This window comes from Kitasatospora sp. NBC_00240 (assembly GCF_026342405.1).
Taxonomy (GTDB): domain Bacteria; phylum Actinomycetota; class Actinomycetes; order Streptomycetales; family Streptomycetaceae; genus Kitasatospora.
Genome location: NZ_JAPEMU010000001.1, coordinates 6,110,301 through 6,135,678, shown reverse-complemented (window position 1 = coordinate 6,135,678; position 25,378 = coordinate 6,110,301). Strand labels below are relative to the sequence as shown.

Here is a 25,378-nt window from a genome sequence, read left to right as displayed (position 1 = left end):
GGCCCGGCCCAGGGAGCGGCCGATCCCGCCCCTGGGCCACCCACCTTCTACCGCACCAGCTCACGCTCCAACGGCGTCCGGAACCGCGGCGTCACCCGCACCTCACCCAGCCACCCCGCCAACCGGACCGCCTCCGCCGCCACCGCGGCCTCCGCCTCCGCCCCCACGTCCGACAGCAACCGCCACACCAGCTCACCGTCCGCGCGCTGCGCCCAACCGCCCACCACCCGGCCGTCCCACCAGAGGGTCGGCCCGACGTTGCCGGCCCGGTCGAACAGCGCCGGCACGTCCTCCGCCCGCAGGTACCAGTCCCGGCCCCGCCACCCCATCACCGTCGGATCGAGCGCCGGCAGCAGCGCCGCCCACGGCCCGGACGCCCGCACCACACCCACGTCACCCGGCAGCACCACCCCGGCGGCGCCGTCCCCCAGCGCCACCTCCTGCGCGCCCACGTCCGCCAGCGCCCGCCGGGTGTCCCCGAGCGTCCAGCCCGTCCACCACTTGAGGTCCTCCACCGTGGCGGGCCCGTACGAGGCCAGCCAGCGGCGCGCCACCTCGGCCTTCGCCTCGCGCACCGGCAGCTCCGGCCACTGCCGCACCGGCGCGTACGGGTAGGAGCTGCTCAGCCACGAACCGCGCGGCCGGCAGCGCCGCACATGCCCGTCCGAGGCCAGCAGACGCAGCAGCCGGCTGCCCACGCTCTGCCGGGCCTCGTACGGCTTGCCCGCCGCCATCAGCATGGTCTCGCGCAACTCCGGCACGTCCGCCGACAGCTCCGCCGTGGTCGCCTCACCGCGCACCTCCAGCGCCGCCAGCACCGCCTGCTCGGTCCGCTCCAGCCGCGCCTCGTCCCAGCCCTCCGCGAACTCCCGCAGGTGCTTCACCAGCGTCGCCCGCTCCTTGGCCGCGATCGCCCGCGCCGTCGAGGAGCTGACGTACGGCGCGAACCCCTCGGTCACGGCGAAGATCGTGCGACGCATCGACAGCAGCTTCACCAGGGTCACGTCGTCGTACAGCGCCCGCTCCACCTCGGCCGCCGACGGCTCGGCCAGCCGCGCGCAGGCCGACAGGTACACCGTGGCGGCGTCCGTCGCGTGCAGCCCGACCACCGCGTCCGCCACCTGCTCCACCGACTCCGCCCGCCGGGCGGGCACCAGCAGATGCCGCTCACCCAGCCGGGCCCGGCGCTGCTCGTCACTGATCCTCGGGCGACTGCCACTCGTTCCGGTCATACCCGGGGACAGTAATGCAGCCGTCCGGCCCGATCACGGCGATCGGCGGGACCGGCAGCGGCAGACCGTCCGGGCGCCGGGACGACCGGCCCCCGGCGTCCGGGTGACCGCGGGCCGCCACGGTTCGACGATCCGGCCCTTTCCGGTCACACCGTGCAAACCTGACGGCACACGAACGAAGGCAGTTGTGCCCCAGGTACCCGCGGAGGAATCCTTGCCGAGGTCGCGCACGGGCGGTCCGACCACCTCGCCCACCACCCTGCGGGGCGCGCGGCTGCCACTCGCGGTGGGTCTCGTCCTGTTCTCCCTGGGCTGCTCCGACCCCACTCCTGACCCGTCCTACCGGCCGATCACTGCAGTGGAAACGCTGTTCCCGGGCAGCGGCGGAAACGGCACGGTGAAGACGATCAGCTTCCCCACCACGTCCCTGGGCTTCGTGGGCGCGGGCGAGCCACGGCCGGACACCTCGGGCGCCTCACCCCCGAGCAGCGTGGCCTCGTCACCCCTGAGCCACCCGGGCGCGTCACCGATGCTCCTCGTGTTCCAGGGACCGACCGGCCAGGCGAGCGGGCAGGCGAGCCCGGAGGTGGTCATCGTGCGCGGCGTGCACGTCTCGAACACCGACTTCGAGGTGACCGAGGACAACTGCACCGGCGCCACCATCGGAGCAGGCCGAACCTGCACGGTCAGCATCGACTTCTCCCCGGAGTCCGCAGGACAGAAAACAGCCGACCTCAGCGTCGAGACCTCCGGCCCGGACATCCACGCACAGCTCACGGGAACGGCCGTCGACGACCGGTCCCAGCCTCCGCCGTCCGCCGTTCCGGGAAGCACCGCCCCGGCCCCGGACACCCCGTCCGCCGGCCGCGCCTCCGCCCCCGTCACCTACTCACCGTAGCGCGCGGAGTCCCCCCGCACCTCCACCCGGACCGAGTCGTCGTCCGGCAGGACGACCGTCACATCGTTCCCCGGCCGCCACTCGTGCGACACCAGGTAGTAGCGGGACGCCGACTTCGCCAGGACGACGAAACCCGCGTACCGGTACCGGAACGGCCCGCCGCCCTCACCCATGTCCTGGAAGGCAATACCGGTGACGTCGTGAACCATCGGGTGGCGCAGGTAGACGAGGACGAACGCCCTGCCCTTGAAGCCCGACCCCGCGTCCGCGCCGGCCTTCGCCCGGCCCGCGTCGCCCGCATACCGGGCGAGCGCGAAGAAGACGGTCAGGACCAGCATCGCGACCAGGAAGGCCGCAGCCGCCGTCCACACCCGCTCACCCAGCAGACCCTCCTGCGGCGGCCGCCCGCCCAGCCGGCGCAGGGACACGGCCACGATCGCCAGCCCCGCACCCGCGGCCACCACCAACGGCGGAATCAGCTCACGCGGCCAGCCGGGCTGCAGCCGGGACACCACCGAGTGCGACCACCAGGCCGGCTCCAGGAAGACCGCGAACCCCAGCAACAGCACGACCAGACCCGCCAGGAACAGCCCGGGGCGGATCCGGCGCCACACCGCGGCGGAACCGGCCTGCCCCAGCCTGCCGTCAGCCAGACCGAGCACCAGGGTGGCCGTCAGGCCGCAGCAGAGCAAGAACCAGAGCGGGAGGAACACCGCGTTCGTACTGTTCCCCAGATAGGCCTGCACCGAGAACGACAGGTCACTCGTCGGCACGCCGAAGAACGCGTAGTACGCGGCGGTGTAGGTGCTCCCGAAGTAGTACAGCAACCCGACGACGACCGTTCCGGGCGCCACCACGTACGCGGCCTTCCTCAGCAGCGGGCCGAGGCCGCCGGCCGGGCGCTCCGCCCCGGGCTCCCCGGCCACCCGCTCCCCGCCGGGCCCCCGGCCGCCGCGCGGAGGCCGGTTCCTCGGCGGCCGGACCAGGACTCTCGGGCGGCGCGGCTCAGGCATAGGCCCAGCCTGCGCCGCACCCACCGGCGACGCATCCGCAGCTCCGCCGTCGGGCGGCACCTCGTCACCGGCTCCGGCCCACGCGGCTGCGGCCCGCCGGGCCTGGCACACCCGGCCCTTCGCCGGTACCCGGGCCGGGCACCCGGCCGCCGCGCCGATCGGAGGTACAGGCTGCTCAGAGGTACAGGCCGGTCGACCCCTCCGTGTCGCCGAAGCGCGTCGCCGCCACCGCGTGCAGGTCGCGCTCGCGCAGCAGCACGTAGGTCGCGCCGCGCACCTCGACCTCCAGCTTGTCCTCCGGGTCGTACAGGACCCGGTCACCCGGCTCCACCGACCGGACGCTCTGGCCGACTGCCACGGCCTCCGCCCAGGTGCACCGCTTGCTCAGCTCCGCGGTGGCCGGGATCAGGATGCCGCCGGTCGAACGGCGCTCGCCCTCCGCCCCCTCGGTCTTCACCAGCACCCGGTCGTGCAGCATCTTGATCGGCAGCTTCTCGCCCAGCCGGTCGTGGCGAGGTGCTTCGTCCTGCGGGGTCCGCGCGTCGTTGGTACTCACGCCCCGACCGTACCCGCCCCCGGGCACCCGCGTGACCCTGGCCCGGCATGCGGAAGGCCGGGTACGCACATCCGGCGCACCCGGCCCGCGCCCCGCTCCCCCGCCGGCTCCGCGGGCCGTACCCACGAGGGCCGGCCGGCGGGTACCGCGGCTCAGCCCCGCCGGCGCCTGCGCGCCGACGCCACCAGCAGCACCACACCGACGCCGACCAGCGCGGCCGGCACGATCCGCTCCTTGCGCGGGCGGCCCTTCTCGTCCGTGAACTGCGCCTTCGCCTTCTCCACCGCCCCGCTCGCCGCCACGTACGCCCGGCCGGCCTTCTGCTCCACCGACGCCACCGCCTTGGCCTTCACCTGCGCGGCGACCGTCGACGGGTGCACCCGCACCGCGAGCTCGTCCAGGGTCGACGCCAGCTTGGTGCGGGTCCGCGCGATGTCCGCCTCGATCTGGGCGGCCGTCCGCGTGTCCGCCTTGTCCTTCGTGCTCGCCTCGCCCACTAGGGCCACCCCATTCACCGATGTTGTCCTGTACGACCGACCCAGTTTGTCAGCTGACCCGCCGCCACGCGCGGCCCCACCCACCAACAGAGGTAAGTTTGCCGTGGTACGACCACCAGTCCACACGAGGAGAGATCCACCGTGAGCGAGCGCCTCCAGGCCGGAGACACCGCGCCTGCCTTCACCCTGCCCGACGCCGACGGCAAGCAGGTGTCCCTCGCCGACCACCTCGGTCGCAAGGTGATCGTGTACTTCTACCCCGCCGCCCTCACCCCCGGCTGCACCACCCAGGCCTGCGACTTCACCGACAACCTGGAGGCCTTCTCCGGCGCCGGGTACGAGGTCGTCGGCATCTCCCCGGACAAGCCCGAGAAGCTCGGCAAGTTCCGCGAGACGGAGGACCTCAAGGTCACCCTGCTCGCCGACGAGGACAAGTCCGTCCTGGAGGCCTACGGCGCCTTCGGCGAGAAGAAGCTCTACGGCAAGACCGTCGTCGGCGTGATCCGCTCCACCGTGATCGTGGACGAGCAGGGCAAGGTCGAGCACGCCCTGTACAATGTCAAGGCCACCGGCCACGTGGCCAAGCTGCTCCGTGACCTGAAGATCGCCGCGGCCTGATCCCGCCGCCCGACCGCCGGCGGGCCCCGCGCGGGCCCGCCGTGCCAGGGGTCCGCCGTGCGGGTCCCGCCGTGCCGGAGCCGCCGGCAGGGCCGAAACAGCCCGCAGGGCCCGTGGCGGTCTGTCACCGCTCTGTCCCGATGGTGTCCTGATGAGGCCAAGCACCGGCGGCCGGCGACCTGGCGCCCCTAGGGTACTGCGCACCGGGTCCAGCAGCCCGGTTCCCGCCGCGCCCCTGGAGTGACCGTGCCGAGCCACAGACCCGTCGCCGCCCGCCCCGCCCGCCTCGCCCTCGCCGCCGCGACCACCCTGGCGGCCGCCCTCGCGCTCACCGCCTGCGGACCGGAGGAGAATCCCGGCGTCGCCGACGGCCCCGCCGCGACCGCGCCCGTCGCAGCCCCGAGCAGTCCGGCCGCCGCCCCCGCGAGCACCGCGCCCGCGGCGAGCAGGACTCCCGCGCCGGCCCCCACCACCACTGCGGCCCCGGCCGGGAAGCGGCAGGTCGCAGCGGCGCGGACGGCCGGCGGGCTGGCCGTGTACACCGGGCCGGGCGCCGTGTCCGACGTGGTCATCGACCCCGGGGAGATGCGGCCCGGCATGAACCTGGTCGTCTCCGAGTACGCGCCGGCCGGCAAGGGGGACGGTCGCCGGATCCTCCTGGTCGCGGTCGACAACGTCCCGGAGGATTCGAACAAGCGCCGCGAGCACCTCTGGCGCGGCCTGATCGACCACGCCCTGCAGAACGGCTCCACCGGCACCCCCGGCACCGCCGCGCCCTACGGGCCCGGGCCGCTGGGCGGCTCGGTCGAGTGCCTGGGCCTGCCCGAGGCCCCCAGTACCGACGTGCTCTGCGGCTGGGCGGACGCCGGCACGGCGGGCGTCGCGCTCTTCCCCCGGACCACCGTCAAGGAAGCCGCCGCACTGTTCCTCGCGATGCGCTCCGACGTCGAGCACTGAGCCCGCGGGCGCGCCCCTGAGCCCCCTGGTCCGGCCACGGCCGCGGGGGCCGGGACGGAACGAAGCGGTGGCGGCACACCCCCCGACCGGGTGCACCGCCACCGCCGTCACTCACCTCGGTGAGCCGCTGTCATCCGATCAGCAGGCTCCGAGGTCGCTCCAGACGCCCCACGCACCGGTGGTCGTGGGGTCCTCGCCCTTGGTCCACCACTTGTTGCTGTAGTAGTGGCCCTTCCACGACACCTTGGTGGTGGTCGCGTAGGTCGCGCCGGCGTCCCAGCTCGGGGCACCGGTGCAGGCACCGGCGGTGGCCGTCGCGGTGGGCGAAGCGGTCGCCGTGGCGGTGGCGGTCGGCGAGGCCGTCGCGGTCGCCGTGGCGGTCGGCGAGGCGGTCGCGGTGGGCGAGGCCGTGACGGTCGGCGAGGCGGTGGCCGTCGCGGTCGGGCTCGGCGAGGAGGTGCCGCCGGTCGAGCCGCGGGTCAGGTCGCCGGTCAGGCCGTACAGCGTGCCCGCGACGTTCACCGTCCAGTTGGCCGGGGTCGAGACCGGCAGGTAGTAGGTGAAGTCCAGGTCGACGGAGGCGCCCGGCGCCAGCGACTGCCAGCCCGGCAGCTTCACCGAGACGCGGTTGTAGGTGCCCTTGAGGCCGCCCACGTTGCCCGGGCCCGGGTTGTCCTGCTTGATGACGGTCAGACCGAAGCCGGACTGGTCCTTGGCGTTGCCCGGGGCCGAGTTGCTGTAGTCGAACTGGAACTCGGTGCCGCCCGGCAGGGTCAGCGTCGAGTTGTTGACGATGTGGAGCTTCGGGTTGATCGGGTAGTTCGAGTCACCCAGAGCGAAGTTGGTGTACGTCACGTCGATCGGCAGGGTCTGCTGCGGCAGCGCGATCGTGGAGCGGGTCGCGCCGTACGGCGAGGCGGCCTTGAACTTGTCGTACATCAGCGAGGTCAGCGTCGAGCCCTGCACGTACTGGCCCTTGCCGCCGTTGGCGGCCGCGTCCCACTTGTAGTCGCCCGCGAGCTCCCAGATCATCGTGCCGCCGGCACCCTGGTTGACGATGTAGTCCGCCTTGGCGGCCACCGACTGCTCGTCCTCGGTCGAGAGGAAGACCTTCTTGGTGTCGTTCCACAGCCACGGCGCCACCAGGCTGGAGCTGTAGTTGCGGGTGTAGGTGCCCTGCAGCGCGGTGTCGGTCAGGCCGTACTTGGCGAGGTAGTCGGGGACGACGCCCTTCTCCAGGTTCTTGGCGTGCCACATCGGGTTCGACCCGGCCGGGGACTCCTTGCCTGCGGTGTCCTTGTCGTTCCAGATGTTGTCGATGCCGACGGCACCGTCACCGCACGCGGTGAGACCGGCGCCGGCCGGGCAGGTGGTGGCGCTCGCGGTGCCCCAGAGGCCGTTGGTGCCACCGGTGACGTTCTTGAACCCGCGGGTGTAGTACGGCAGGCCGACGTTGATCCGGCCGGCCGGCATCGCGCCGCGGAAGTAGTGGAACGCCCAGTCGGCGTTCAGGTAGCCGATGCCGCCGTACTGGGCGGTGCCGTAGACGTTGGCCGACGCCAGCTCGTTGTCCTTGCCGTCGTCGAACAGCGAGGCGTTCGGGCCGACGTACTTGTTCCAGGCGCCGTGCAGGTCGTACGACATGATGTTGACGTAGTCGAGGTACTGCGCCGGCTGGTAGGTCTCCATGCCGCGCAGCAGGTACCCGGACGACGGGGCCGCGACCGACAGCAGGTAGTGCTTGCCGTCGGCGGCGCCGGCCCGGTCCAGCTTCTCGCGCAGCGTCTTCATCAGCGCCGCGTAGCCCTTGGCCAGCGCGCCGCGCCGGGCGTTGGCCAGCGTCCAGTCCTGCGGGTTGCCCGCGTCCTTCATCGAGGTCGCGTACTCGTAGTCGATGTCGACGCCGTTGAAGCCGTACTTCTTGATGAAGTCGACCGCCGAGGCCGAGAAGGTGTCGATGCCCGCCTGGTTGACGGTGCCGTCGGCGTTGGTGGTCACCGAGTAGAAGCCGCCGGAGTTGACCCGGTTGCCGTCGTCGCCGAAGTAGCCGCCGGTCTCGGTCCAACCGCCCACCGAGATCATCGTCTTGACGTTCGGGTACTGCTTCTTGTACTTGGTCAGCAGGTTGAAGTGGCCCTTGTACGGGAGCGTCGGGTCCATCTCCGCGCCGGCCACGCCCGGGAAGGTCATCCCGGTGGCCTCGTTGTTCGGGCCGTCCGTGCCGACCGACAGCTTGTTGTCGCTGCCGATGTGCCCGAACGCGTAGTTCAGGTGGGTGACCTTGTCCCACGGGATGTTGTTGACCAGGTAGGCGGGGGTCCCGTCCTTACCGGTGCGCCAGCCCGTGAAGTAGCCGATGATGCGGCGCTGGTGGTCGGCGCCCATCTTCTCGCGGCCGGCCTCGTCGTAGACGGAGCAGTAGGGCACGTCCACGCCGGGCGTGGCGTACATGCCGTCGGGGCGACAGCTGGCGTTGTCGACGGTGGCCGACGCCTGCGAGGGCGCCGCGCCCAGCGTGGCGACCAGCAGGCCGGCCAGCCCGGCGGCGGCCAGCGTGGCGAGGCCCGCCCGGACGCCGGGGCTCTTCTCGCGGCGAGCAGCGGTGGGACGCTCCTCGGCCGTGCTTCGGATCAACACTCGGTCCTCCAGGAGAGAGTGCCGGCGCGTACCTGTGGGGGAGCACGCACGTGGGGGATACAAGATTGGCGCTGAAGCTATGTGGTCTGGACCACTCCGGTCAATAGGTCCGTACCAATTGGCAAAGAAGTTACCAACTTGCCACCTCAGCGCCCTGCGCCGGCCCAACTCTCCTGCATACCCGTGACCCAGACGCCCCAACAGTCGTTTGTACGAGTGGGGGACGGGTGCGCCATTTGACCCGGAGGGACACGCATGACCATCAAGTACACCCGCGAACTGCTCACCGAGCCGGCCGCCGGATCCAGCAGCATCGACGACATGATGCGGCGCCTCGGCGTCCCACTGGCGGGCGGCACCCACAGCTACCCGAGCAAGCGGCTCAAGCACTACGGGATCGACACCTCGCACTTCACCGGACAGGCGCACAATCAGGGCAAGGCACCCGCGAGCAGGCTGGCCCCCGAGGAGATCCTCGTGGAACGCCCTTCGGAAAACGGGCGGCTTCCGGGGAGGAGGATCCGCCAGGCCCTGACAGAGCTCGGCCGGCCCGAGAGCTGCGAAGGTTGCGGCATAGGGCCCGAGTGGCTCGGCGAGCCGCTCACCCTCGAAGTGGATCACATCAACGGGAACTGGTCGGGCAACCGCCCCGGCAACCTCAGGTCGCTCTGCCCGAACTGCCACGCCACCACGGACACCTACTGCGGGAGAAACCGGCGCGCGCGGGGCGCCACCCGATCAGCGTCCGGCCGGCCACCTCTCAAAGAGGGCTCGCCGGCCGGCCAGGCCTGAGCCCGAAAGCGGCGTGCATTTCGTTTCGGCAGCCAAGTAGCATGATGCCCAGCAGGGCAGGCGGCCGTGGCGCAGTGGCGACGCAGACGGTTTAGGTCCGTTGGTCCGTGAGGACTTGAGGGTTCGAATCCCTTCGGCCGCACCGCTGGAAACCTTGGAAACGAAGGCCTGCTCGGATCACTCCGAGCGGGCCTTCGACATGCCGGCGGACGCTCCGTCAGCCCAGCAGCTCCCGCACCACCGGCGCCAGCGCCCGGAAGGCCTGGCCGCGGTGGCTGATCGCGTTCTTCTCGTCGGCGGTGAGTTCGGCGCAGGTCCGGCTCTCGCCCAGCGGCTGCAGCACGGGGTCGTAGCCGAAGCCACCGTCACCCGCCGGGGCCGTGCGCAGGGTGCCGGGCAGGGTGCCTTCGACGACCCGCTCGGTGCCGTCGGGGAGGGCCAGGGCGGCGGCGCAGGCGAAGTGCGCGCCGCGGTGCTCGGGGGCGATGTCGGAGAGCTGGGCGAGCAGCAGGTCGAGGTTGGCCCGGTCGTCGCCGTGCTTGCCGGCCCAGCGGGCGGAGAAGATGCCGGGTGCGCCGTTCAGCACGTCGACGCAGAGGCCGGAGTCGTCGGCGACGGCGGGCAGTCCGGTGGCCTTGGCGAGGGCGTGCGCCTTGAGGAGGGCGTTCTCGGCGAAGGTGACGCCGGTCTCGGCGACGTCGGGGATCTCGGGGTAGGCGTCGGCGCCGACCAGTTCGACGTCCAGGCCGGCCCGGCCGAGGATGGCCCGGAGTTCGGTGACCTTGTGCTGGTTGCGGGTGGCGAGGACGAGTCGGCGGGTGCTCATGGCGTCCACCCTAGCCAAGTCGGGGCGGGTGCCGGCGCCGGTCCCGGCGGGGCGTCAGCCGGTGCAGACCTGGGTGAGGTTGCCGGCGGCGTCGCCGAGCGGCTTGAGGTCGGGGACCTGCTTGGCGTTGACGGCCTGCTGGACCTTGTCGACCTGGGTGGTGAGGTCGGTGATGGCCTGCGAGACGTCGGTGTTCTTGGAGTTCTTGCCGAGCTGGTCGAGGTCGTTCTTGAGCTTCTGCAGGGCCTGTCCGGCGGCGGCCGCGTCGTTGCTCGCGTTGTTGAAGGCGGTGGTGACGTCGGTGATGTCGCCGCTGATCTTGATGGCGGTGTTGCCGCAGTCGAGGGCCTTCTGGGCGGCCGAGCAGCTGACCGCGCTGAGCGGGAGGATCGCGATGAGCGCCGCCACTGCGAGGGTGGCGGGGCGGGTGATGCTCTGGGGCATCCGGTCCTCCTGGGTCCGCGGGTTCCGCAGGGAATGACGCTGGAGTTGCTCCGGCGGTTCCCGTGCAGGGTGCTGCGGGAACCGTACGGGCTCCGGGCCCGGCCTGTACAGAAGCCGATGTCCGGAGCCCGTGTCGCGCGGGCGGCGCGCCGTGGGGTCCGCGTGTGGTCCGGGGTGCGGGGCACGCCGTGGGTCCGCGGTGTGGTCCGCGGTGTGGTCCGCGGTGCGGTGCGCCCGGCGGCGCCGGTGCGGCTCACGGGCGGCGCGCCTCGCGGCGATTCGCGGCGCTGTCAGCCCTGGAGGGCCTTGCGCTGGATCTCGTCGAGCTCGGCGCAGCCGAGGGTGCCGAGGTCGAGCAGCTGATCGAGCAGGGCGCGGTCGAAGGGGGCGCCTTCGGCGGTGCCCTGGACCTCGACGAAGCGGCCGTCGGAGGTGCAGACGATGTTCATGTCGGTCTCGGCGCGGACGTCCTCCTCGTACTGGAGGTCGAGCATGGGGACGCCGTCGATGATGCCGACGCTGACGGCGCTGACGCCGCCGGTGATGGGCTGTCCCTTGGCGCGGAGGATCTTCTTGTCGCGGGCCCAGGCGACGGCGTCGACGAGGGCGACGTAGGCGCCGGTGATGGCGGCGGTGCGGGTGCCGCCGTCGGCCTGCAGGACGTCGCAGTCGAGCACGATGGTGTTCTCGGCGAGGGCGCGGTGGTCGATGACGGCGCGCAGCGAGCGGCCGATGAGGCGGCTGATCTCGTGGGTGCGGCCGCCGATGCGGCCCTTGACGGCTTCGCGGTCGCCGCGGGTGTTGGTGGCGCGGGGGAGCATGGAGTACTCGGCGGTGACCCAGCCTTCGCCGGTGCCCTTGCGCCAGCGGGGGACGCCTTCGGTGACGCTGGCGGTGCAGAGCACCTTGGTGTCGCCGTAGGAGACGAGGACGGAGCCTTCGGCGTGCTTGCTCCAGCCTCGTTCGATGGTGATGGGGCGGAGCTGGTCGGGGGTGCGGCCGTCGATGCGTGACATAGCGTCCGAGCGTAGTCGGTCGCGGGGTGCTGCCGGTGTGCGGTGGGTGTGCGCGGCGCCGGGCGGTACGGGCGTTCGGGCTGGTGGGCGGGGGCGCGCCGGGGGCGCGTGCGGGGGCGTCCGGCGGGCGGTACGCGGACGGCCCGCGCGGCAGCGGGTGCTGCTGGGCGGGCCGTGTGGGTGACCGGTGGGGTCAGGTCACATCATGTCTTCGATGTCGGCCGCGATGGGGTCGGCGTCGGTGCCGATGACGACCTGGATGGCGGTGCCCATCTTGACGACGCCGTGGGCGCCGGCGGCCTTGAGGGCTGCTTCGTTGACCAGGGAGGCGTCCTTGACCTCGGTGCGCAGGCGGGTGATGCAGCCCTCGACCTCTTCGATGTTGTCGATGCCGCCGAGACCGGCGACGATCTTCTCAGCCTTGCTGGCCATGTCTTTCTCCCTCTGTCTCGGCGTCGGCTGCTTTGCCGGGTGCCGTCCTGCCCTTGTGCTGCGGTGTGTGGTCGGTGCTGACGCGGGCTCATGTGCCGTGTTGCGTCAGCAGCGCGACCAGCATCGCCCGAGTTCGACCGGTTTGCCAGGTTAGTCCACGTTTGGCCCACTTCGGCGCGCGGGCTCTGGATCTTCGCCCGAGGATGTCGATCAGCGGGACCTCCGGCCCCCTGGCGCGCGCCCACCTCCTGCACCGCGAGTGGTCTACACCAATATAGGTCCACTCCGACGAACGCGGGAAACGCCCCAGGTGTTCCGGCGCCCCTGCGACCCGCACGGAACGGGCACTGCTCTCGGAGGGCGATGATGAGTTCAGCAGGCGCCGCAGCGTCACGGACGACATGGTGGCACGGCTTCTACGGCGGCCTCCAGAAGATGGGCCGCAGCCTCCAGCTGCCCGTGGCCGTGCTGCCCGCCGCGGGCATCCTGAACCGGCTCGGCCAGGACGACGTCTTCGGCAAGGACGGCCTCGGCTGGGACAACGTCGCCAAGGTGTTCGCGGCGGCCGGCGGCGCCCTGCTCGACTCGGGCCTCGGCCTGCCGCTGCTGTTCTGCATCGGCGTCGCGATCGGCATGGCCAAGAAGGCGGACGGCTCGACCGCGCTCGCCGCGGTGGTCGGCTTCCTGGTCTACTACAAGGTCCTCCAGGCCTTCCCGGAGGTCTGCCCGGCGCCGACCAAGCTGATCGGCAACCGCTGTGTGGACCCGCAGTCGCTCGCGGCCGAGGCCGCCGTCTACCAGAACCCCGGTGTGCTCGGCGGCATCGTGATCGGCCTGCTCTCCGCCTGGCTCTGGGTCCGCTTCCACCGCACCAGGCTGGTCGACTGGCTCGGCTTCTTCAACGGCCGCCGCCTGGTCCCGATGATCACCGCCCTGGTGGGCATGCTGCTCGCGTGCCTCGCGGTCTGGATCTGGCCGCCGATCGGACGCGCCATGACCGACTTCAGCCAGTGGCTGGTCGACCTCGGCTCCGGCGGCGCCGGAATCTTCGGCGTGGCCAACCGCGCCCTGCTGCTGATCGGCATGCACCAGCTGCTCAACACCTTCGTCTGGTTCCAGTTCGGCGACTTCACCAAGGCCAACGGCGAGGTGGTGCACGGCGACATCCCGCGCTTCCTGGCGGGCGACCCGACGGCCGGCCAGTTCACCTCCGGCTTCTTCCCGATCATGATGTTCGCCCTGCCGGCCGCCGCCCTGGCCATCGCCCACGCCGCCAAGCCGCACCGGCGCAAGGAGATCTACGGCCTGATGCTCTCGGTGGGCCTGACCTCTTTCGTCACCGGCGTCACCGAGCCGATCGAGTACTCCTTCGCCTACATCGCCCCCGCCCTCTACGCGGTGCACGCCCTGCTGACCGGCGCGTCGATGGCGATCACCTGGGGGCTCGGGGTGCACGACGGCTTCAGCTTCTCGGCGGGCCTGATCGACTACGTCATCAACTGGTCGCTGGCCACCAAACCCTGGCTGATCATCCCGATCGGCCTCTGCTTCGCGGTGGTCTACTACGCGCTGTTCCTCTTCATCATCAAGAAATTCAACCTCAAAACACCCGGCCGTGAGGACGACGAGGAAATCGAGGACGTCACCAAGGCCTGACGCCGAAATTCCGTCCGGAAAGACCCTCGGGGCCGATTCCCTCGGGGGCCTTCCCCGTATCAGGAGGATCGCTGCGACCGGTCGGCACGATGGACCGGAATTCGCAGGGATCGCTTTCCTCCGCCTTTCGGCGCCTCGTACCGGAACGATCTCCCGGCGCACCCGAGCCGGTGCCGGCGCCCGCCGGGCCGGGAACCCGCCGCCGGTGGGCCCGGGGGCCCGGCGCCGCCCGGCAGGGGGTGGGGCCGGCCTTCCGGTGGCCCCGCCGGGGGCGCCCCGGAGCAGGTCGGCGGCATTCCGCGCCGCCCGCGCCGCCGCTCCGGGCCGCCGGAACACGCGGCTCCGGAAATCCTGGGAAAGCCGGGCGGCACCCGGCGGCGGGACGAGTGTCGTGATCCGGCCGAAGTTGTGCAGTTCCGGCGATGATCGTCCGGATCGGATTCCACTGCCGCCGGTTCGTGGCAGGCTACTTGTTCGTGATGATGTCCGGTCAGCCGAGCACGGCGCACACCGCCGCAGGCCAGGCCCCGACGGCCGCCTTCCCGAGCCTTCCCGGCGGCCGCCGCGCGGCCGGATCGCGCCGCGCTCCCCCGGGCCGGGCGACCCCCGCCCGCCGTTCGCGATCGTCCGGTCCGGCGCCGGCCGGCCACAAACCCCCCGCGGGGACATCCCCGGGCGCCGACCGTTCGTCCACCACCACCCGGCCCGCCCGGCCCGCGAGCCGCCGGGCGGCATTTTGTTGCGCAAATCGCCAAAGTCCCAATCGCGCCGGGGAATCATGATCGCGAATCATCGGGAAGGTTTCGATTTCATAGCGCTTCCCACCTGCGCGGCTATCTGGGGTTCCCCCTCTTCTCGGCTCGTGCTACAAAACTGGTCTACACCACGTGTGGTGTAGACCAGTTCGCGGCGGTCCTCGTCCCCTGCACCACCCGACCGCCCCTGCCGTAAGGAACCTCCCCCATGACTACGTCTGCGAAGGCACCGGCGCCCGACGCGGCCCCGGCCCCGGCCTCGGCGCCGAGCCCCGCCAAGAAGTACGGCCAGAGCGTCCTCCAGGGGCTGCAGAAGATCGGCCGCAGCCTCCAGCTCCCGATCGCCGTGCTGCCCGCCGCGGGCCTGCTGCTCCGTCTGGGCCAGGACGACGTCTTCGGCAAGGACGGCCTCGGCTGGGGCAAGGTCGCCACCGTCTTCTCCACCGCCGGCCACGGGGTGTTCGACAACCTGCCGCTGCTGTTCGCGGTGGGCATCGCGATCGGCTTCGCCAAGAAGGCCGACGGCTCCACCGCGCTCGCCGCCCTGGTCGGCTTCCTGGTCTACAAGAACGTGCTGACCGCCTTCCCGATCACCGACGCCAAGATCGTCGACGGCAAGTACGTCGCCGCCACCTACCAGGACCCCGGCGTCCTGGGCGGCATCGTGATCGGCCTGCTGGCCGCCGTGCTCTGGCAGCGGTACCACCGCACCCGGCTCGTCGACTGGCTCGGCTTCTTCAACGGCCGCCGCCTGGTCCCGATCGTCATGGCCTTCGTCGGCACCGCGGTCGGCGTGCTGTTCGCCCTCCTCTGGGGCCCGATCGGCGACGCCATCAAGAGCCTGAACGACACCCTGATCGGTGCCGGGGCGCTCGGCGCGGGCGCCTTCGGCCTGGTCAACCGCGGCCTGCTGCCGGTCGGCATGCACCAGTTCGTCAACTCCTACGCCTGGTTCCAGACCGGTGACTTCACCCAGCCCGACGGCACCGTCGTGCACGGCGACCTGAACCGCTTCTTCGCCGGCGACCCCACCGCCGGACAGTTCATGTCGGGCTTCTACCCGATCATGATGTTCGCGCTCCCCGCCGCCGCCCTGGCCATCGCCCACGCCGCCAAGCCGCACCGCCGCAAGGCCGTGATGGGCATGATGATGTCGCTGGCCCTGACCTCCTTCGTCACCGGTGTCACCGAGCCGATCGAGTTCGCCTTCGTCTTCATCGCCCCCGCCCTGTACGTCATCCACGCGCTGCTCACCGCCGTCTCGATGGCCGTCACCTGGGCCCTCGGCGTGCACGACGGGTTCACCTTCTCGGCCGGCCTGATCGACTACGCCCTCGCTTGGAACAAGGCCTCCAGCCCCTGGCTGATCATCCCGATCGGTCTGGTCTTCGCGGCCCTGTACTACTTCCTCTTCCGCTTCGCGATCACCAAGTTCGACCTCAAGACCCCCGGTCGCGAGGACGACGAGGAGATCGAGGACGTCACCAAGGCCTGACGCCCACGCGTCACCACCGCCCCGCCCCGCCGCTCGCTGCCCGAGCGGCGGGGCGGGGCGTTCTCGTGCCCGGCGCCGCCCGCCCGACGGGGCCGCTTCCCCGAGGCCGGTTGACGGATCGGCAAGATCGCTGGTCAACTGGGGCGATGAAGGCCCGGCGCATTCTGGTCACCCGCAGCCACATCGACTTCGGTCGCGTGTGGTCCGCGGCGTGTCCCGCCTGACACCTTCCCCGCGGCTGCCCGGCTGACGTCCCGCCCGGCCCTGCCCGCCCCAGCAACTCGTGTCGCCCGCCAAGGGCTCCCCGCCACGTACCCGCACGAGGAAATCAAGGCCGCCCCATGCCCCGCCAACTGCACTTCTCCGCTGCCCTGGACAGCCCCGGACACGTCCGGGCCGACCACTACACCGCGCTCGCCCTCGCCGCCGAGCGGGCCACCCTGGACTTCGTCACCCTGGACGACTCCTTCACCGCCGCGCCGCGCCGGCCGGACGCCCTCGCCGCCCTCGCCCGGCTCGCCCCGGCCACCGACCGGATCGGGCTGGTCCCCACCGTCACCACCACGCACACCGAGCCCTTCCACACCTCGATCTCCGTCAACACCCTGGACTGGGTGAGCGAGGGCCGGGCCGGCTGGCTGGTCGCCGTCTCCGGCACCGAGGAGGAGGCCCGCGCCTTCGGCCGGCGCGAGCCGGTGCCCGAGCAGGCCCTGTGGGCCGAGGCGGCGGACGCCGTGGAGGTCGCCACCCGGCTCTGGGACAGCTGGGAGGACGACGCCGAGATCCGCGACGTCGCCACCGGCCGCTTCGTCGACCGCGACAAGCTGCACCACACCGACTTCCAGGGCCGGTACTTCTCGGTGCGCGGCCCGTCGATCACCCCGCGGCCGCCCCAGGGCCGCCCGGTCGTGGTGGTGGCGCTCACCACCGACGACCTGCCCGGGCGGACGGCCGTGGCGACCCGGTACGCCGACGTCGTCCTGCTGGACGCCCCAGGCCCCGAGGCCGCCCGGGCCGCCGCCGACCGGCTCCGGCTCCAGGCCGGCGAGCAGCTGCGGATCCTGCTGCGGCTCGACCTCGCCCTGCCCGACGAGGCGGCGGCGGACGCGCTGACCGGGCGGATCGCCGGGACGGCCGGGGTGGACGGGTTCCACCTGGTGCCCGCCGACCCCGGCCGTGACCTCGCCGCCTTCGCCGAACGGGTGGCGCCGGCGCTGCGGGCACGGGGACTGCTGCGGCCCGGGTACACCGGCCGTACCCTGCGCGACCACCTCGGCCTGGCCCGGCCCGCCAGCCGGTACGCCGCCGGTCGCGCCCCGGTCGCTGCCACCGCCCCCGCCGCCACCCGCTCCCCCGCCGAGGTGTCCCGATGACCGGCCGTCCGCTCAAGCGGATCCACCTCGCCGCGCACTTCCCCGGGGTCAACAACACCACCGTGTGGACGGACCCGGCCTCCCGCAGCCAGATCGAGTTCTCCTCGTTCCGGCATCTCGCCGAGACCGCCGAACGCGGGAAGTTCGACTTCTTCTTCCTCGCCGAGGGCCTGCGGCTGCGGGAGGTGAAGGGCCGGATCCACGACCTGGACGTGGTGGGCCGGCCCGAGTCGATCACCGTGCTGAACGCGCTGGCGGCGGTCACCGACCGGCTCGGGCTGGCGGCGACGGTGAACGCGACCTTCAACGAGCCGTACGAGCTGGCCAGGCGGCTGGCCTCGCTCGACCACCTGTCCGAGGGCCGGGCCGGGTGGAACGTGGTGACCTCCTCGGACGCCTTCACCGGGGAGAACTTCCGCCGCGGCGGCTACCTGGACCGCGCGGACCGGTACACCAGGGCGGCCGAGTTCGTCCGGCTCGCCCGGGAGTTCTGGGACGCCGACGGCGCGGAAGTACGCCACTCGGGACCGCAGTTCGACGTGACCGGCACCCTGTCGCTGCCGCGTCCGCCGCAGGGCCACCCGGTGGTGATCCAGGCGGGCGACTCCGAGGAGGGACGCGAGTTCGCCGCCTCGGCGGCGGACGTGGTCTTCAGCCGGCACAGCACGCTGGAGGCCGGGCAGGCCTTCCACGCCGACGTGAAGCGCCGGCTCGCCGCGTACGGGCGCAAGCCGGACGAGCTGAAGATCATGCCCGGGGTCACGTACGTGCTGGGCGACACCGACGCGCAGGCCCAGGAGCGGGCGGCCGAGATCCGCCGGGCCCAGGTCGGACCGCGGACGGCGATCGCCTTCCTGGAGCAGGTGTGGGGTGTCGACCTGTCCGACCACGACCCGGACGGGCCGCTGCCGACCGCCGACCCGGTGCCGGACAGTGCGCTGGTGCAGGGCCGCACCCGGCTGGGGGACCCGCTGGAGATCGCCGCCAGGTGGCGGGCCACCGCCGCCGAGAAGAACCTGACCACCCGTGAGCTGGTGATCGAGCTGACCGGGCGGCAGTCCTTCATCGGCTCGCCCCGCACCGTCGCGGCGCAGCTCGACGCGTACGTGCAGAACGACGCCGCGGACGGCTTCATCCTCGTCCCGCACCTCACGCCGGGCGGGCTGGACGACTTCGTCGACCAGGTGGTGCCGCTGCTGCAGGAGCGGGGGGTGTTCCGGACGGAATACACCGGCCGGACGCTGCGCGAGCACCTCGGGCTGCCGTCCCCGGGCGAGCGCTGAGGTCCGCTCCCGCGCGGTGGCGACTCGTGCGGGAGCACGCCCGCGCGGGCCTACAGCCGGCCGAGACGGGCGGCGTGCACGCCGGCCTGGAAGCGGCTGTCCGCTCCCAGGTCGGCGATCAGCTCCGCGACCAGGCGCCGGACGGTCCGCTCGGAGACCTCCAGCTTGCGGCCGATCGCGGCGTCGGTGAGTCCGGCGGCGAGCAGCCGCAGCACCTCCTGGTGGCGGTCGGCGGGCTCGGCCGGGGCGCGGTCGCCGGTGAGGAGTTCGGGCGGGGTCCAGGCGCCGGCCCAGAAGTACTCGAAGAGTTCGCGGATCATCGCCACCAGGGCCGGCTCGCGGACCAGGACGGCCGCCGCGGCCCGGGGTTCGTGGGCCTCGGCCGGGTCGGCCCCGGGGGCGTGCAACGAACCCGGGGCGTGGTCGGAGTCGGCGGCGGGCAGGATCGCGAGCCGGGCGTCGACGCAGATCAGCCAGAGCGGGAGGGTGTGGGCGACCCGGATGTGGGCGCCCGCCGCGGTGAGTTCCCGCAGGTGGGCAAGGACGGTGGGGCGGCGCAGCGCGGCGGCCGGGTAGACGGTGCGCATGGCGACGCCGTGGGCGAGGGCGAGGCGTTCGCGCGCGAGTTTGCCGGCCAGCGCCGGCTCGGAGGCGTCCTGGCCGGGCCGGAGCGAGAGCGCCTCGGTGCGGGCGCCGCGGGCCGCGTCCTCCAGCAGGGCGGCGATCCGGTCGGCGCCCCGGACGAGTTCGAGCGGGTGCTCGGCGCGGTGGCGTTCCTGCACCGGCAGGTATCCGTCGTGCAGCCGGCCGACCGCGTCGCGGGCCCGGCCGAGCGCGGCGACCAGGGCGGTGACCTGGGTGTCCGTGTCGAGCAGGAGCTGGCGGACGGCGGTGTCGACGGAGACCGCGGCGTGCCCGCCGGTGTCGGCGGCGGTGGGCTGGAGCAGGCCGAGCGCGCGCAGTTCGGCGGTGGCGGCGGCGAGTCGCGCTCCGGTCCAGCCGGGGTCGGGAGCGCCGGGCGGGCGGCCGGGGTCGGTGAGCAGGCGGGCGTAGAGCCGGACGGCGTCGCTGTCGCCGGGCGTCTGCGCGTGCTCGGTGCGCTCCATCGGCGCAGCCTAGTGAGGCGCGGGCGGGCCGGGTCGGGGTTTCCGAGGGACGAGACGGCCGCCGGTTCCGCTCCCGGCCACGACCTGTTCCGGCCACGCCGAGGAGGCTGACCCGCCCGGCCGAGGTGGCCACGATGGTGCGTATGGCTCTTCCCGAAGCTTCGACGATCTGGTTGGACGGCGCGCTGGTGCCCTGGCACGAGGCGCGGACCCATGTGCTGACGCACGGCCTGCACTACGGCACGGGGGTGCTGGAGGGCACCCGGGTGTTCGAGACCGCGGACGGTCCGGCGGTGTTCCGGCTGCCCGAGCACCTGCGCCGGCTGGAGCGCAGCGCCCATATGCTGCGCATGCACCTTCCCTACAGCACCGACGACTTGACGAAGGCGACGGCGGAGCTGGTCCGGGCCAACGGCCACCGGGCCTGCTACCTGCGGCACTTCGCGTTCCTCGGTTACGGCTCGATGGGGATCGACATGCGGCACTCGCCGGTCACCGTGTCGATCGCGGGCTGGGAATGGCAGGGCCAACTCCCCGGGGAGGAGGCCGGGATCACCCTGAAGACCAGCAGTTGGCGGCGGAACGACCCGAACGCGGTGCCGCCCGCCGCGAAGGCCACCGGCCCCTACCTGAACTCGGTGCTGGCCCGCCGGGAGGCGAACGATGCGGGCTACGACGAGGCGCTGCTGCTGGGCCCGGACGGCTCGGTGAGCGAGTGCACCGGGGAGAACGTGTTCGCCGTCCGCGACGGGGTGCTCCGCACGCCGCCGTCCAGTGCGGGCGCGCTGGAGGGGATCACCCAGGACACCGTGCTGACGCTGGCCCGGGATCTGGGGGTGGAGGTCCGGGTGGAGAACCTGCTGCGTTCGGACCTGTACGCGGCGGACGAACTGTTCGTCTGCGGGACCGCGGCCGGGGTGGTCGCGGTCCGCTCGCTGGACGACCGGGCGCTGCCGGCCGCGCCGGGACCGGTCACCGACCGGCTGCGGGAGGCGTACCGGGCCGCGGTCTCGGGCGCCGACCCGCGCTACCGGCGCTGGCTGACGCCGGTGGGCTGAGGCGCCGGTCCGGCCGGCCCGGCCGCGGGCGCGGCGGGGCCGGGCGGACGTCCGCTCACGCGGTGCCGTCGGCGCGCCGGCGCCGGACGACGACGAAGGCGGCGATGCCGGCGCCGATCAGGAGCGCGGCGATGCCCGCGAGGAGGCCGGTGCGGCCGCCGTCGGCGCCGGTGACGGCCAGCCGGCCGGCCGGCGCCGGGGCGTCGGCGGTCGCGGTCGCGGTCGCGGTCGGTGAGGCGCTGGTGACGGCGGCCGGGACGGCCGCGGCGGACGTGGCGGCGGTGGACGGCTGCGCCGGGGTGGCGGAGGTGCCGGCCGGGGCCGGGGTGGTGGGCCTGGGGGTGGCGGCCTCGGTGATCGCGATGGTCGCGCCCTTGGCGCAGAAGGTGGTGCCGTGGAACGGCGTGTCCTGGGACTCGTTGACGAAGACGCAGGTCCGGACCTCGCCCGCGGTGCCCGGAGTGCCCGCGGGGTAGCTGAGCCGGACCCGGTCGGTCGTCGTGCTGGCGGGCGCGGCCGAGGAGTTGCGGCCGTCCAGGTAGAAGCCGGCCTGCCCGGGGTTGCCGTCGGGCACGGTGATCCCCGTCAGGGTGCTCCAGGTGCCGTCGGCGCGGCGGACCTCGACCTTGGCGTGCTTGTCCGCGAACAGGACGTTGCCGAGGTTGGTGTAGGCGGACGGTGACGGGTTCCTGAGCACCGCGTCGAACTCGACCGGCGCTCCGCCCGCGACGGCCTTGGCCGGGACGCCGGCGAGCTCGTTGGAGATCGCGTCCACCTTGATGGTGCGGGTGTCCCGCACGGCGGGCTCCACCGGGGTGTCCTGCCACCAGCCCTTGACCTCCGAACGGAGGGTGACGGCCGGACCGACGCCGCCGTTGGACGCACCGTCGTGCGGCTTGCCCATCGGCGCGCCGAGGCGCAGGTGGACGTCCTTCTTCTCCCCCGCCGGTACGATGATCTTTCCGATCACCTCGGCCGAGAAGACGTCCTTGTCCTGCTCGTGGTGCAGGGTCACCGGAACCGCGTCCCACAGGCCGTTCAGCTCGTTGCGGGCTTCGATGCTGATGAAGTTCTCCCCGGCCCCCGCCGCGGTCTCGGCGGTGAGCTGGAGGACCACGGCCCAGCCCGTGCCGCCCGGGTTGGCGATCGTCTCGGTGAACTCGACCGGCCCGCCGGCGGCGCCGATCGAGGACGGCGGCTGCACGGTGAGGGTCAGCGGCGCCCCGCCGGCGAAGGCCGGGGCGGCGGTGACGGCGCCGCCGGCGAGCAGCCCGGCGGTGAGGACGGCGGCCGGGACGACGCGGCCGGCGCGGCGCAGGGCACGGTTGGTCTGAAGCATGGTGATCCCCCCTGGATCCGCCCGGGCACCGGCGAGGAGCCGTTTCCGGGCAGCACGAAACAAGCCTGATGAGTGGTGTGGCGGTGGCCGGCCCGACGGGCCCGGCGACTGTGCGCGGCTTCCGTGCCGCTCACTCATATGGACGTGCGGGGGCCCGGGAGGTTGCGGGTGGATCCGAAAAAACTTTCCGGAGTGCCGCGAAGGCCCTCCGACCGGTCAGATCTCGTAGACCGCGCCGGGTCGGGCGATCTCGACCGGCCCGGCGTACGCGGCGACGGCGTCCTTGCGGTTGCGTTCGGCGTCGGTCCACGGCGGGATGTGGGTGAGCACCAGACGGTGGGCGCCGGCCGCGGTGGCGTGCTCGCCGGCCTCGCGGCCGTTGAGGTGGACGGCCTGGTAGGTGTCCCGCCCGTCGGTGTAGGCCGCCTCGCAGAGGAAGAGGTCGCTGTCGCGGGCGAGGTCGACGAGGTCGGCGCACTCGCCGGTGTCGCCGGAGTAGACGAACGAGCGGCCCTGGTGCTCGACCCGGAAGGCATAGGCCTCGACGGGGTGGTTGACCTGGGCGACGGTGATCCGCAGCGGGCCGAGGTCGAAGCTGCCGGGGCGCAGCGTGCGGAAGTCGAAGACCTCGCGCATGCCGGGCTCCTCGGGCATGTCGTAGGCGCGGGCGAGGCGCTCGGCGGTGCCGGTCGGGCCGTACACGGGGAGGAGTTCGGGGCAGCCCTCGGCCCGGTAGTTGCGCGCCACCCAGTAGGCGCAGAGGTCGATGCAGTGGTCGGCGTGCAGGTGGCTGAGCAGTACGGCGTCGACGTCGTACAGGCCGCAGTAGTGCTGCAGGGCGCCGAGCGCGCCGTTGCCGAGGTCGATCACGACGCGGTAGCCGTCGGCCTCCACGAGGTAGCTGGAGCACGGCGATTCGGTGGACGGGAAGCTTCCCGAGCACCCCACCACGGTCAGTTTCATACCGAGCCCCTCCGCCCCGACACGTCCTGGCTGCTGTTGGTCATGGCTGTCCGGGCCCGGTCGTCCGTCGGGCCCGTCGCTACCCGTTGGTACACCGGTCGGTAGCACTGCGTTCGCGTGTCGAGAGTAAGGGCGCAGAGGCACTTTGCCCCCGTCTCCGTGCCGGGCTGTGGCTGGAATCACCAGAACGCTGCGGGACGGGGACGGTGGCGGGCGGCGCGCGCGGCCACCGGCGCGCCGGGGCCGGGAGTGCGCGCGGGGCCCGGACGGGAGTGCGGGCGGTGCTCGGGCGGCGGCCGTGGGCGGGGCGAACCGGACGAGGGGAGGGTCGGCGGGGCGGGAGGACCGGCGGGATGGGGGCCGGTCAGCGGTGGCGCGGGCGGCTGCGGGCCCAGGTCCTGATGGTGTCGGCGTACCAGCGGGGGTGCCCGGCGGTGTCGTGCAGGTCGGGTTCGGGCAGCAGCCCGTGCCGGCGGTAGTTGCGGACGGTCTCGGGCTGGACGCTGATGTGGCGGGCGATCTCGGCGTACGACCAGAGATCGGTGCTGCTCGGGGTCATGGGGCCACCTTCGGGCGGGGAGCTCCGAGGCCGGCCTCGGCTGCGGGTCCAGCCTTTCCGTCCGGCCGGGCGACTTGGCCGTGGATCGGACGCGGTGACTGTTTTGCGACGAATCAGGGACAGCGAACGGATAAATGCCCAAGTGTCACGGCGGTCACCGTGGTGGGGGGAGTTCCGGGCCCCGGCCCGGCCGGGTACGGTCGGGCGGATGAACGGGTACTGGGTGTGAACGCGTACTGGGTGGTCGGAGCCGCGGCGGTGGCGCTGGCCGTGCTGGTGGGGGTGCTGGCGCGCAGGTCGCGGCGGCGTCCGGGGCCCGGGCGCCCGCCGGGGGCCGGCTCACGGCCGGCGCGGGGCGGGCGGGGCGGGCGGCCGGTGCCGCGGGAGATCTGGTGGGCCGAGGTCCCGTTCGAGGACGGTCCCGGGGCCAAGGACCGCCCGTGCCTGGTCCTGCGGGTGAACGGCCGGACGGCGACCGTCGCGAAGATCACCAGTAAGCACCACGCGGAGCGCCCCGGGGTGCTGGCGCTGCCGCCGGGCGCGGTGGGCGACGCCCGGGGCCGGACCAGCTGGCTGGAGACGGACGAGTTGCGGGAGGTGCCGCTGTCCGCGTTCCGCCGCCGGATCGGCCCGCTCGACGAGCGGACCTGGGCGCGGGCCCGGCGCAGCGGCTGACCTGGCGCCCGGGCCGGGAGCGCCCGGCCACGGGCGCTCAGGGCAGAGGGCGCTCAGGGCAGAGGGCGCTCAGGGCAGAGGGCGCTCAGGGCAGGGGGCGCTCCGGGCGCCTGCGCGTGGGCGCCTGCGCGTGGGTGCCGGAGCTCCGGACGCCTGTCCGGTGGGCCGCCGGGCGTGGCCGGTCAGGCCCAGAGCTGGCCCTGCAGGGCCTCGACCGCGTCCTCGGTGCTCTCGGCGGTGTAGATGCCGGTGGAGAGGTACTTCCAGCCGCCGTCCGCGACCACGAAAACCACGTCCGCGCGCTCGCCGGCCGCCGCGGCCTTGCGGGCGACGCCCACCGCCGCGTGCAGGATGGCGCCGGTGGAGACGCCCGCGAAGATGCCCTCCTGCTGGAGGAGCTCCCGGGTGCGGCGGACGGCGTCCGCCGAGCCCACGCTGAAGCGGGTGGTGAGCACCTCGGCGTCGTACAGCTCGGGGACGAAGCCCTCGTCGAGGTTGCGCAGGCCGTAGACCAGGTCGTCGTAGCGCGGCTCGGCGGCGACGATCTGCACGCCGGGGACCTTCTCGCGCAGGAACCGGCCCACGCCCATCAGGGTGCCGGTGGTGCCGAGGCCCGCCACGAAGTGGGTGACGGTCGGCAGGTCGGCGAGGATCTCGGGGCCGGTGGTGGCATAGTGCGCGCCCGCGTTGTCGGGGTTGCCGTACTGGTAGAGCATCACCCAGTCGGGGTGCTCGGCGGAGATCTCCTTGGCGATCCGCACCGCGGTGTTGGAGCCGCCGGCGGCGGGCGAGCCGATGATCTCGGCGCCCCACATCCGCAGCAGTTCGCGGCGTTCCTCGCTGGTGTTCTCGGGCATCACGCAGACCATCCGGTAGCCCTTGAGCTTGGCGGCCATGGCGAGCGAGATGCCGGTGTTGCCGCTGGTCGGCTCCAGGATCGTGCAGCCGGGCGTGAGCAGGCCGGCGGCCTCGGCGCGCTCGATCATGTGCAGCGCCGGGCGGTCCTTGATGGAGCCGGTGGGGTTGCGGTCCTCCAGCTTGGCCCAGAGCGAGACCTGGCCGGCCTCGTTGCCGGGGACGCCGGCCGAGAGCCGGGGCAGCCGCACCAGCGGGGTGTTGCCGACGGCTTCGAGCGGGCTGTCGTAACGCAAGGGAGCCTCCGGCGGCGGGCGGGTGCGGCGTGGGTGAGGGTGGTGGA

General features: G+C 73.0%; 23 protein-coding genes, 1 tRNA gene and 1 pseudogene. 11 read left to right on the top strand and 14 right to left on the bottom strand.

Annotated elements, in window-relative coordinates; genetic code table 11:
* Nucleotides 1-47: 47 nt before the first annotated feature.
* Nucleotides 48-1,232, bottom strand: a complete 1,185-nt coding sequence (locus OG689_RS26190) for a winged helix DNA-binding domain-containing protein (protein ID WP_266323321.1) — start codon at nucleotides 1,230-1,232, stop codon at nucleotides 48-50.
* Nucleotides 1,233-1,446: 214 nt separating this feature from the next.
* On the opposite strand from OG689_RS26190, the gene OG689_RS26185 reads away from it, so the two are divergent.
* Nucleotides 1,447-2,130, top strand: coding sequence for a hypothetical protein (locus OG689_RS26185; protein ID WP_266323320.1), 684 nt, complete (start codon nucleotides 1,447-1,449; stop codon nucleotides 2,128-2,130).
* Here the strand turns inward: OG689_RS26185 and OG689_RS26180 are convergent.
* From OG689_RS26180 to OG689_RS26170, 3 genes are all read right to left on the bottom strand, one after another.
* Nucleotides 2,118-3,143 (bottom strand): hypothetical protein, encoded by a 1,026-nt coding sequence (locus OG689_RS26180; RefSeq protein ID WP_266323319.1) that lies wholly within the window; start codon nucleotides 3,141-3,143, stop codon nucleotides 2,118-2,120. The genes OG689_RS26185 and OG689_RS26180 overlap by 13 nt on opposite strands.
* Nucleotides 3,144-3,318: 175 nt before the next feature.
* Complete coding sequence (locus tag OG689_RS26175) at nucleotides 3,319-3,621, bottom strand: co-chaperone GroES (protein ID WP_229912727.1); 303 nt, start codon at nucleotides 3,619-3,621, stop codon at nucleotides 3,319-3,321.
* Nucleotides 3,622-3,851: 230 nt separating this feature from the next.
* A complete protein-coding gene (locus OG689_RS26170) occupies nucleotides 3,852-4,196 on the bottom strand; it encodes a DUF3618 domain-containing protein (RefSeq protein ID WP_266323318.1) in 345 nt (114 codons plus the stop codon).
* A gap of 141 nt (nucleotides 4,197-4,337) precedes the next feature.
* Between OG689_RS26170 and bcp the strand changes: the two genes are divergently transcribed.
* Complete coding sequence (bcp, locus tag OG689_RS26165; protein WP_266323317.1) at nucleotides 4,338-4,814, top strand: thioredoxin-dependent thiol peroxidase; 477 nt, start codon at nucleotides 4,338-4,340, stop codon at nucleotides 4,812-4,814.
* A gap of 246 nt (nucleotides 4,815-5,060) precedes the next feature.
* The gene (locus OG689_RS26160) at nucleotides 5,061-5,771 is read left to right on the top strand and encodes a hypothetical protein (protein WP_266323316.1); all 711 of its coding nucleotides are present in this window, start codon (nucleotides 5,061-5,063) and stop codon (nucleotides 5,769-5,771) included.
* A 138-nt stretch (nucleotides 5,772-5,909) separates the two neighbouring features.
* On the opposite strand, the gene OG689_RS26155 is transcribed toward OG689_RS26160, so the two are convergent.
* A complete protein-coding gene (locus OG689_RS26155; RefSeq protein WP_266327441.1) occupies nucleotides 5,910-8,324 on the bottom strand; it encodes a chitinase C-terminal domain-containing protein in 2,415 nt (804 codons plus the stop codon).
* Nucleotides 8,325-8,663: 339 nt separating this feature from the next.
* On the opposite strand from OG689_RS26155, the gene OG689_RS26150 reads away from it, so the two are divergent.
* A complete protein-coding gene (locus OG689_RS26150; RefSeq protein ID WP_266323315.1) occupies nucleotides 8,664-9,200 on the top strand; it encodes an HNH endonuclease signature motif containing protein in 537 nt (178 codons plus the stop codon).
* Between the two features lie 60 nt (nucleotides 9,201-9,260).
* Nucleotides 9,261-9,342 (top strand) — tRNA-Leu (locus OG689_RS26145).
* 75 nt (nucleotides 9,343-9,417) lie between these two features.
* On the opposite strand, the gene rdgB is transcribed toward OG689_RS26145, so the two are convergent.
* From rdgB to OG689_RS26125, 4 genes and pseudogenes are all read right to left on the bottom strand, one after another.
* Nucleotides 9,418-10,026, bottom strand: coding sequence for an RdgB/HAM1 family non-canonical purine NTP pyrophosphatase (gene rdgB, locus OG689_RS26140; protein ID WP_266323314.1), 609 nt, complete (start codon nucleotides 10,024-10,026; stop codon nucleotides 9,418-9,420).
* Nucleotides 10,027-10,080: 54 nt separating this feature from the next.
* Nucleotides 10,081-10,470, bottom strand: coding sequence for a hypothetical protein (locus OG689_RS26135; protein WP_266323312.1), 390 nt, complete (start codon nucleotides 10,468-10,470; stop codon nucleotides 10,081-10,083).
* Nucleotides 10,471-10,760: 290 nt separating this feature from the next.
* Nucleotides 10,761-11,486, bottom strand: coding sequence for a ribonuclease PH (gene rph / locus OG689_RS26130; protein WP_266323311.1), 726 nt, complete (start codon nucleotides 11,484-11,486; stop codon nucleotides 10,761-10,763).
* A gap of 198 nt (nucleotides 11,487-11,684) precedes the next feature.
* Nucleotides 11,685-11,939 (bottom strand): annotated as a pseudogene (locus OG689_RS26125) (glucose PTS transporter subunit EIIB); the annotation flags it as partial.
* Between the two features lie 345 nt (nucleotides 11,940-12,284).
* Here OG689_RS26125 and OG689_RS26120 point away from each other — a divergent pair.
* The 4 genes from OG689_RS26120 (at nucleotide 12,285) to OG689_RS26105 (ending at nucleotide 18,480) form a co-directional block, all read left to right on the top strand.
* Nucleotides 12,285-13,574, top strand: a complete 1,290-nt coding sequence (locus OG689_RS26120) for a PTS transporter subunit EIIC (RefSeq protein ID WP_266323310.1) — start codon at nucleotides 12,285-12,287, stop codon at nucleotides 13,572-13,574.
* 963 nt (nucleotides 13,575-14,537) lie between these two features.
* On the top strand, nucleotides 14,538-15,824 hold the full coding sequence (locus OG689_RS26115; protein ID WP_266323309.1) for a PTS transporter subunit EIIC: 1,287 nt from the start codon (nucleotides 14,538-14,540) through the stop codon (nucleotides 15,822-15,824).
* 341 nt (nucleotides 15,825-16,165) lie between these two features.
* On the top strand, nucleotides 16,166-17,197 hold the full coding sequence (locus OG689_RS26110; RefSeq protein ID WP_266323308.1) for an LLM class flavin-dependent oxidoreductase: 1,032 nt from the start codon (nucleotides 16,166-16,168) through the stop codon (nucleotides 17,195-17,197).
* Complete coding sequence (locus OG689_RS26105) at nucleotides 17,194-18,480, top strand: LLM class flavin-dependent oxidoreductase (protein ID WP_266323306.1); 1,287 nt, start codon at nucleotides 17,194-17,196, stop codon at nucleotides 18,478-18,480. The genes OG689_RS26110 and OG689_RS26105 overlap by 4 nt, the downstream gene beginning before the upstream one ends.
* 50 nt (nucleotides 18,481-18,530) lie before the next feature.
* Here OG689_RS26105 and OG689_RS26100 read toward each other — a convergent pair whose 3' ends face one another.
* A complete protein-coding gene (locus OG689_RS26100; RefSeq protein WP_266323305.1) occupies nucleotides 18,531-19,586 on the bottom strand; it encodes a helix-turn-helix transcriptional regulator in 1,056 nt (351 codons plus the stop codon).
* A 143-nt stretch (nucleotides 19,587-19,729) separates the two neighbouring features.
* Between OG689_RS26100 and OG689_RS26095 the strand changes: the two genes are divergently transcribed.
* Nucleotides 19,730-20,644: a branched-chain amino acid transaminase gene (locus OG689_RS26095; protein ID WP_266323303.1), complete on the top strand. Its 915-nt coding sequence runs from the start codon at nucleotides 19,730-19,732 to the stop codon at nucleotides 20,642-20,644.
* A gap of 55 nt (nucleotides 20,645-20,699) precedes the next feature.
* Here the strand turns inward: OG689_RS26095 and OG689_RS26090 are convergent, their stop codons facing one another.
* From OG689_RS26090 to OG689_RS26080, 3 genes are all read right to left on the bottom strand, one after another.
* The gene (locus tag OG689_RS26090) at nucleotides 20,700-21,983 is read right to left on the bottom strand and encodes a hypothetical protein (RefSeq protein ID WP_266323302.1); all 1,284 of its coding nucleotides are present in this window, start codon (nucleotides 21,981-21,983) and stop codon (nucleotides 20,700-20,702) included.
* A 216-nt stretch (nucleotides 21,984-22,199) separates the two neighbouring features.
* On the bottom strand, nucleotides 22,200-22,946 hold the full coding sequence (locus OG689_RS26085) for an MBL fold metallo-hydrolase (protein WP_266323301.1): 747 nt from the start codon (nucleotides 22,944-22,946) through the stop codon (nucleotides 22,200-22,202).
* A gap of 364 nt (nucleotides 22,947-23,310) precedes the next feature.
* Complete coding sequence (locus tag OG689_RS26080) at nucleotides 23,311-23,505, bottom strand: MarR family transcriptional regulator (RefSeq protein WP_266323300.1); 195 nt, start codon at nucleotides 23,503-23,505, stop codon at nucleotides 23,311-23,313.
* 225 nt (nucleotides 23,506-23,730) lie between these two features.
* Between OG689_RS26080 and OG689_RS26075 the strand changes: the two genes are divergently transcribed.
* Nucleotides 23,731-24,180, top strand: a complete 450-nt coding sequence (locus tag OG689_RS26075) for a type II toxin-antitoxin system PemK/MazF family toxin (RefSeq protein ID WP_266323299.1) — start codon at nucleotides 23,731-23,733, stop codon at nucleotides 24,178-24,180.
* 182 nt (nucleotides 24,181-24,362) lie between these two features.
* Here the strand turns inward: OG689_RS26075 and OG689_RS26070 are convergent, their stop codons facing one another.
* Nucleotides 24,363-25,331: a cysteine synthase gene (locus OG689_RS26070; RefSeq protein WP_266323298.1), complete on the bottom strand. Its 969-nt coding sequence runs from the start codon at nucleotides 25,329-25,331 to the stop codon at nucleotides 24,363-24,365.
* Between the last annotated feature and the right edge of the window lie 47 nt (nucleotides 25,332-25,378).

Coding starts and splice junctions, on each gene's coding strand:
- OG689_RS26190 (WP_266323321.1), bottom strand. CDS start 1,232: ATGACCGGAACGAGTGGCAGTCGCCCGAGGATCAGTGACGAGCAGCGC.
- OG689_RS26180 (WP_266323319.1), bottom strand. CDS start 3,143: ATGCCTGAGCCGCGCCGCCCGAGAGTCCTGGTCCGGCCGCCGAGGAAC.
- OG689_RS26175 (WP_229912727.1), bottom strand. CDS start 3,621: ATGCTGCACGACCGGGTGCTGGTGAAGACCGAGGGGGCGGAGGGCGAG.
- OG689_RS26150 (WP_266323315.1), top strand. CDS start 8,664: ATGACCATCAAGTACACCCGCGAACTGCTCACCGAGCCGGCCGCCGGA.
- rdgB (WP_266323314.1), bottom strand. CDS start 10,026: ATGAGCACCCGCCGACTCGTCCTCGCCACCCGCAACCAGCACAAGGTC.
- OG689_RS26135 (WP_266323312.1), bottom strand. CDS start 10,470: ATGCCCCAGAGCATCACCCGCCCCGCCACCCTCGCAGTGGCGGCGCTC.
- rph (WP_266323311.1), bottom strand. CDS start 11,486: ATGTCACGCATCGACGGCCGCACCCCCGACCAGCTCCGCCCCATCACC.
- OG689_RS26120 (WP_266323310.1), top strand. CDS start 12,285: ATGAGTTCAGCAGGCGCCGCAGCGTCACGGACGACATGGTGGCACGGC.
- OG689_RS26115 (WP_266323309.1), top strand. CDS start 14,538: ATGACTACGTCTGCGAAGGCACCGGCGCCCGACGCGGCCCCGGCCCCG.
- OG689_RS26110 (WP_266323308.1), top strand. CDS start 16,166: ATGCCCCGCCAACTGCACTTCTCCGCTGCCCTGGACAGCCCCGGACAC.
- OG689_RS26105 (WP_266323306.1), top strand. CDS start 17,194: ATGACCGGCCGTCCGCTCAAGCGGATCCACCTCGCCGCGCACTTCCCC.
- OG689_RS26100 (WP_266323305.1), bottom strand. CDS start 19,586: ATGGAGCGCACCGAGCACGCGCAGACGCCCGGCGACAGCGACGCCGTC.
- OG689_RS26095 (WP_266323303.1), top strand. CDS start 19,730: ATGGCTCTTCCCGAAGCTTCGACGATCTGGTTGGACGGCGCGCTGGTG.
- OG689_RS26090 (WP_266323302.1), bottom strand. CDS start 21,983: ATGCTTCAGACCAACCGTGCCCTGCGCCGCGCCGGCCGCGTCGTCCCG.
- OG689_RS26085 (WP_266323301.1), bottom strand. CDS start 22,946: ATGAAACTGACCGTGGTGGGGTGCTCGGGAAGCTTCCCGTCCACCGAA.
- OG689_RS26080 (WP_266323300.1), bottom strand. CDS start 23,505: ATGACCCCGAGCAGCACCGATCTCTGGTCGTACGCCGAGATCGCCCGC.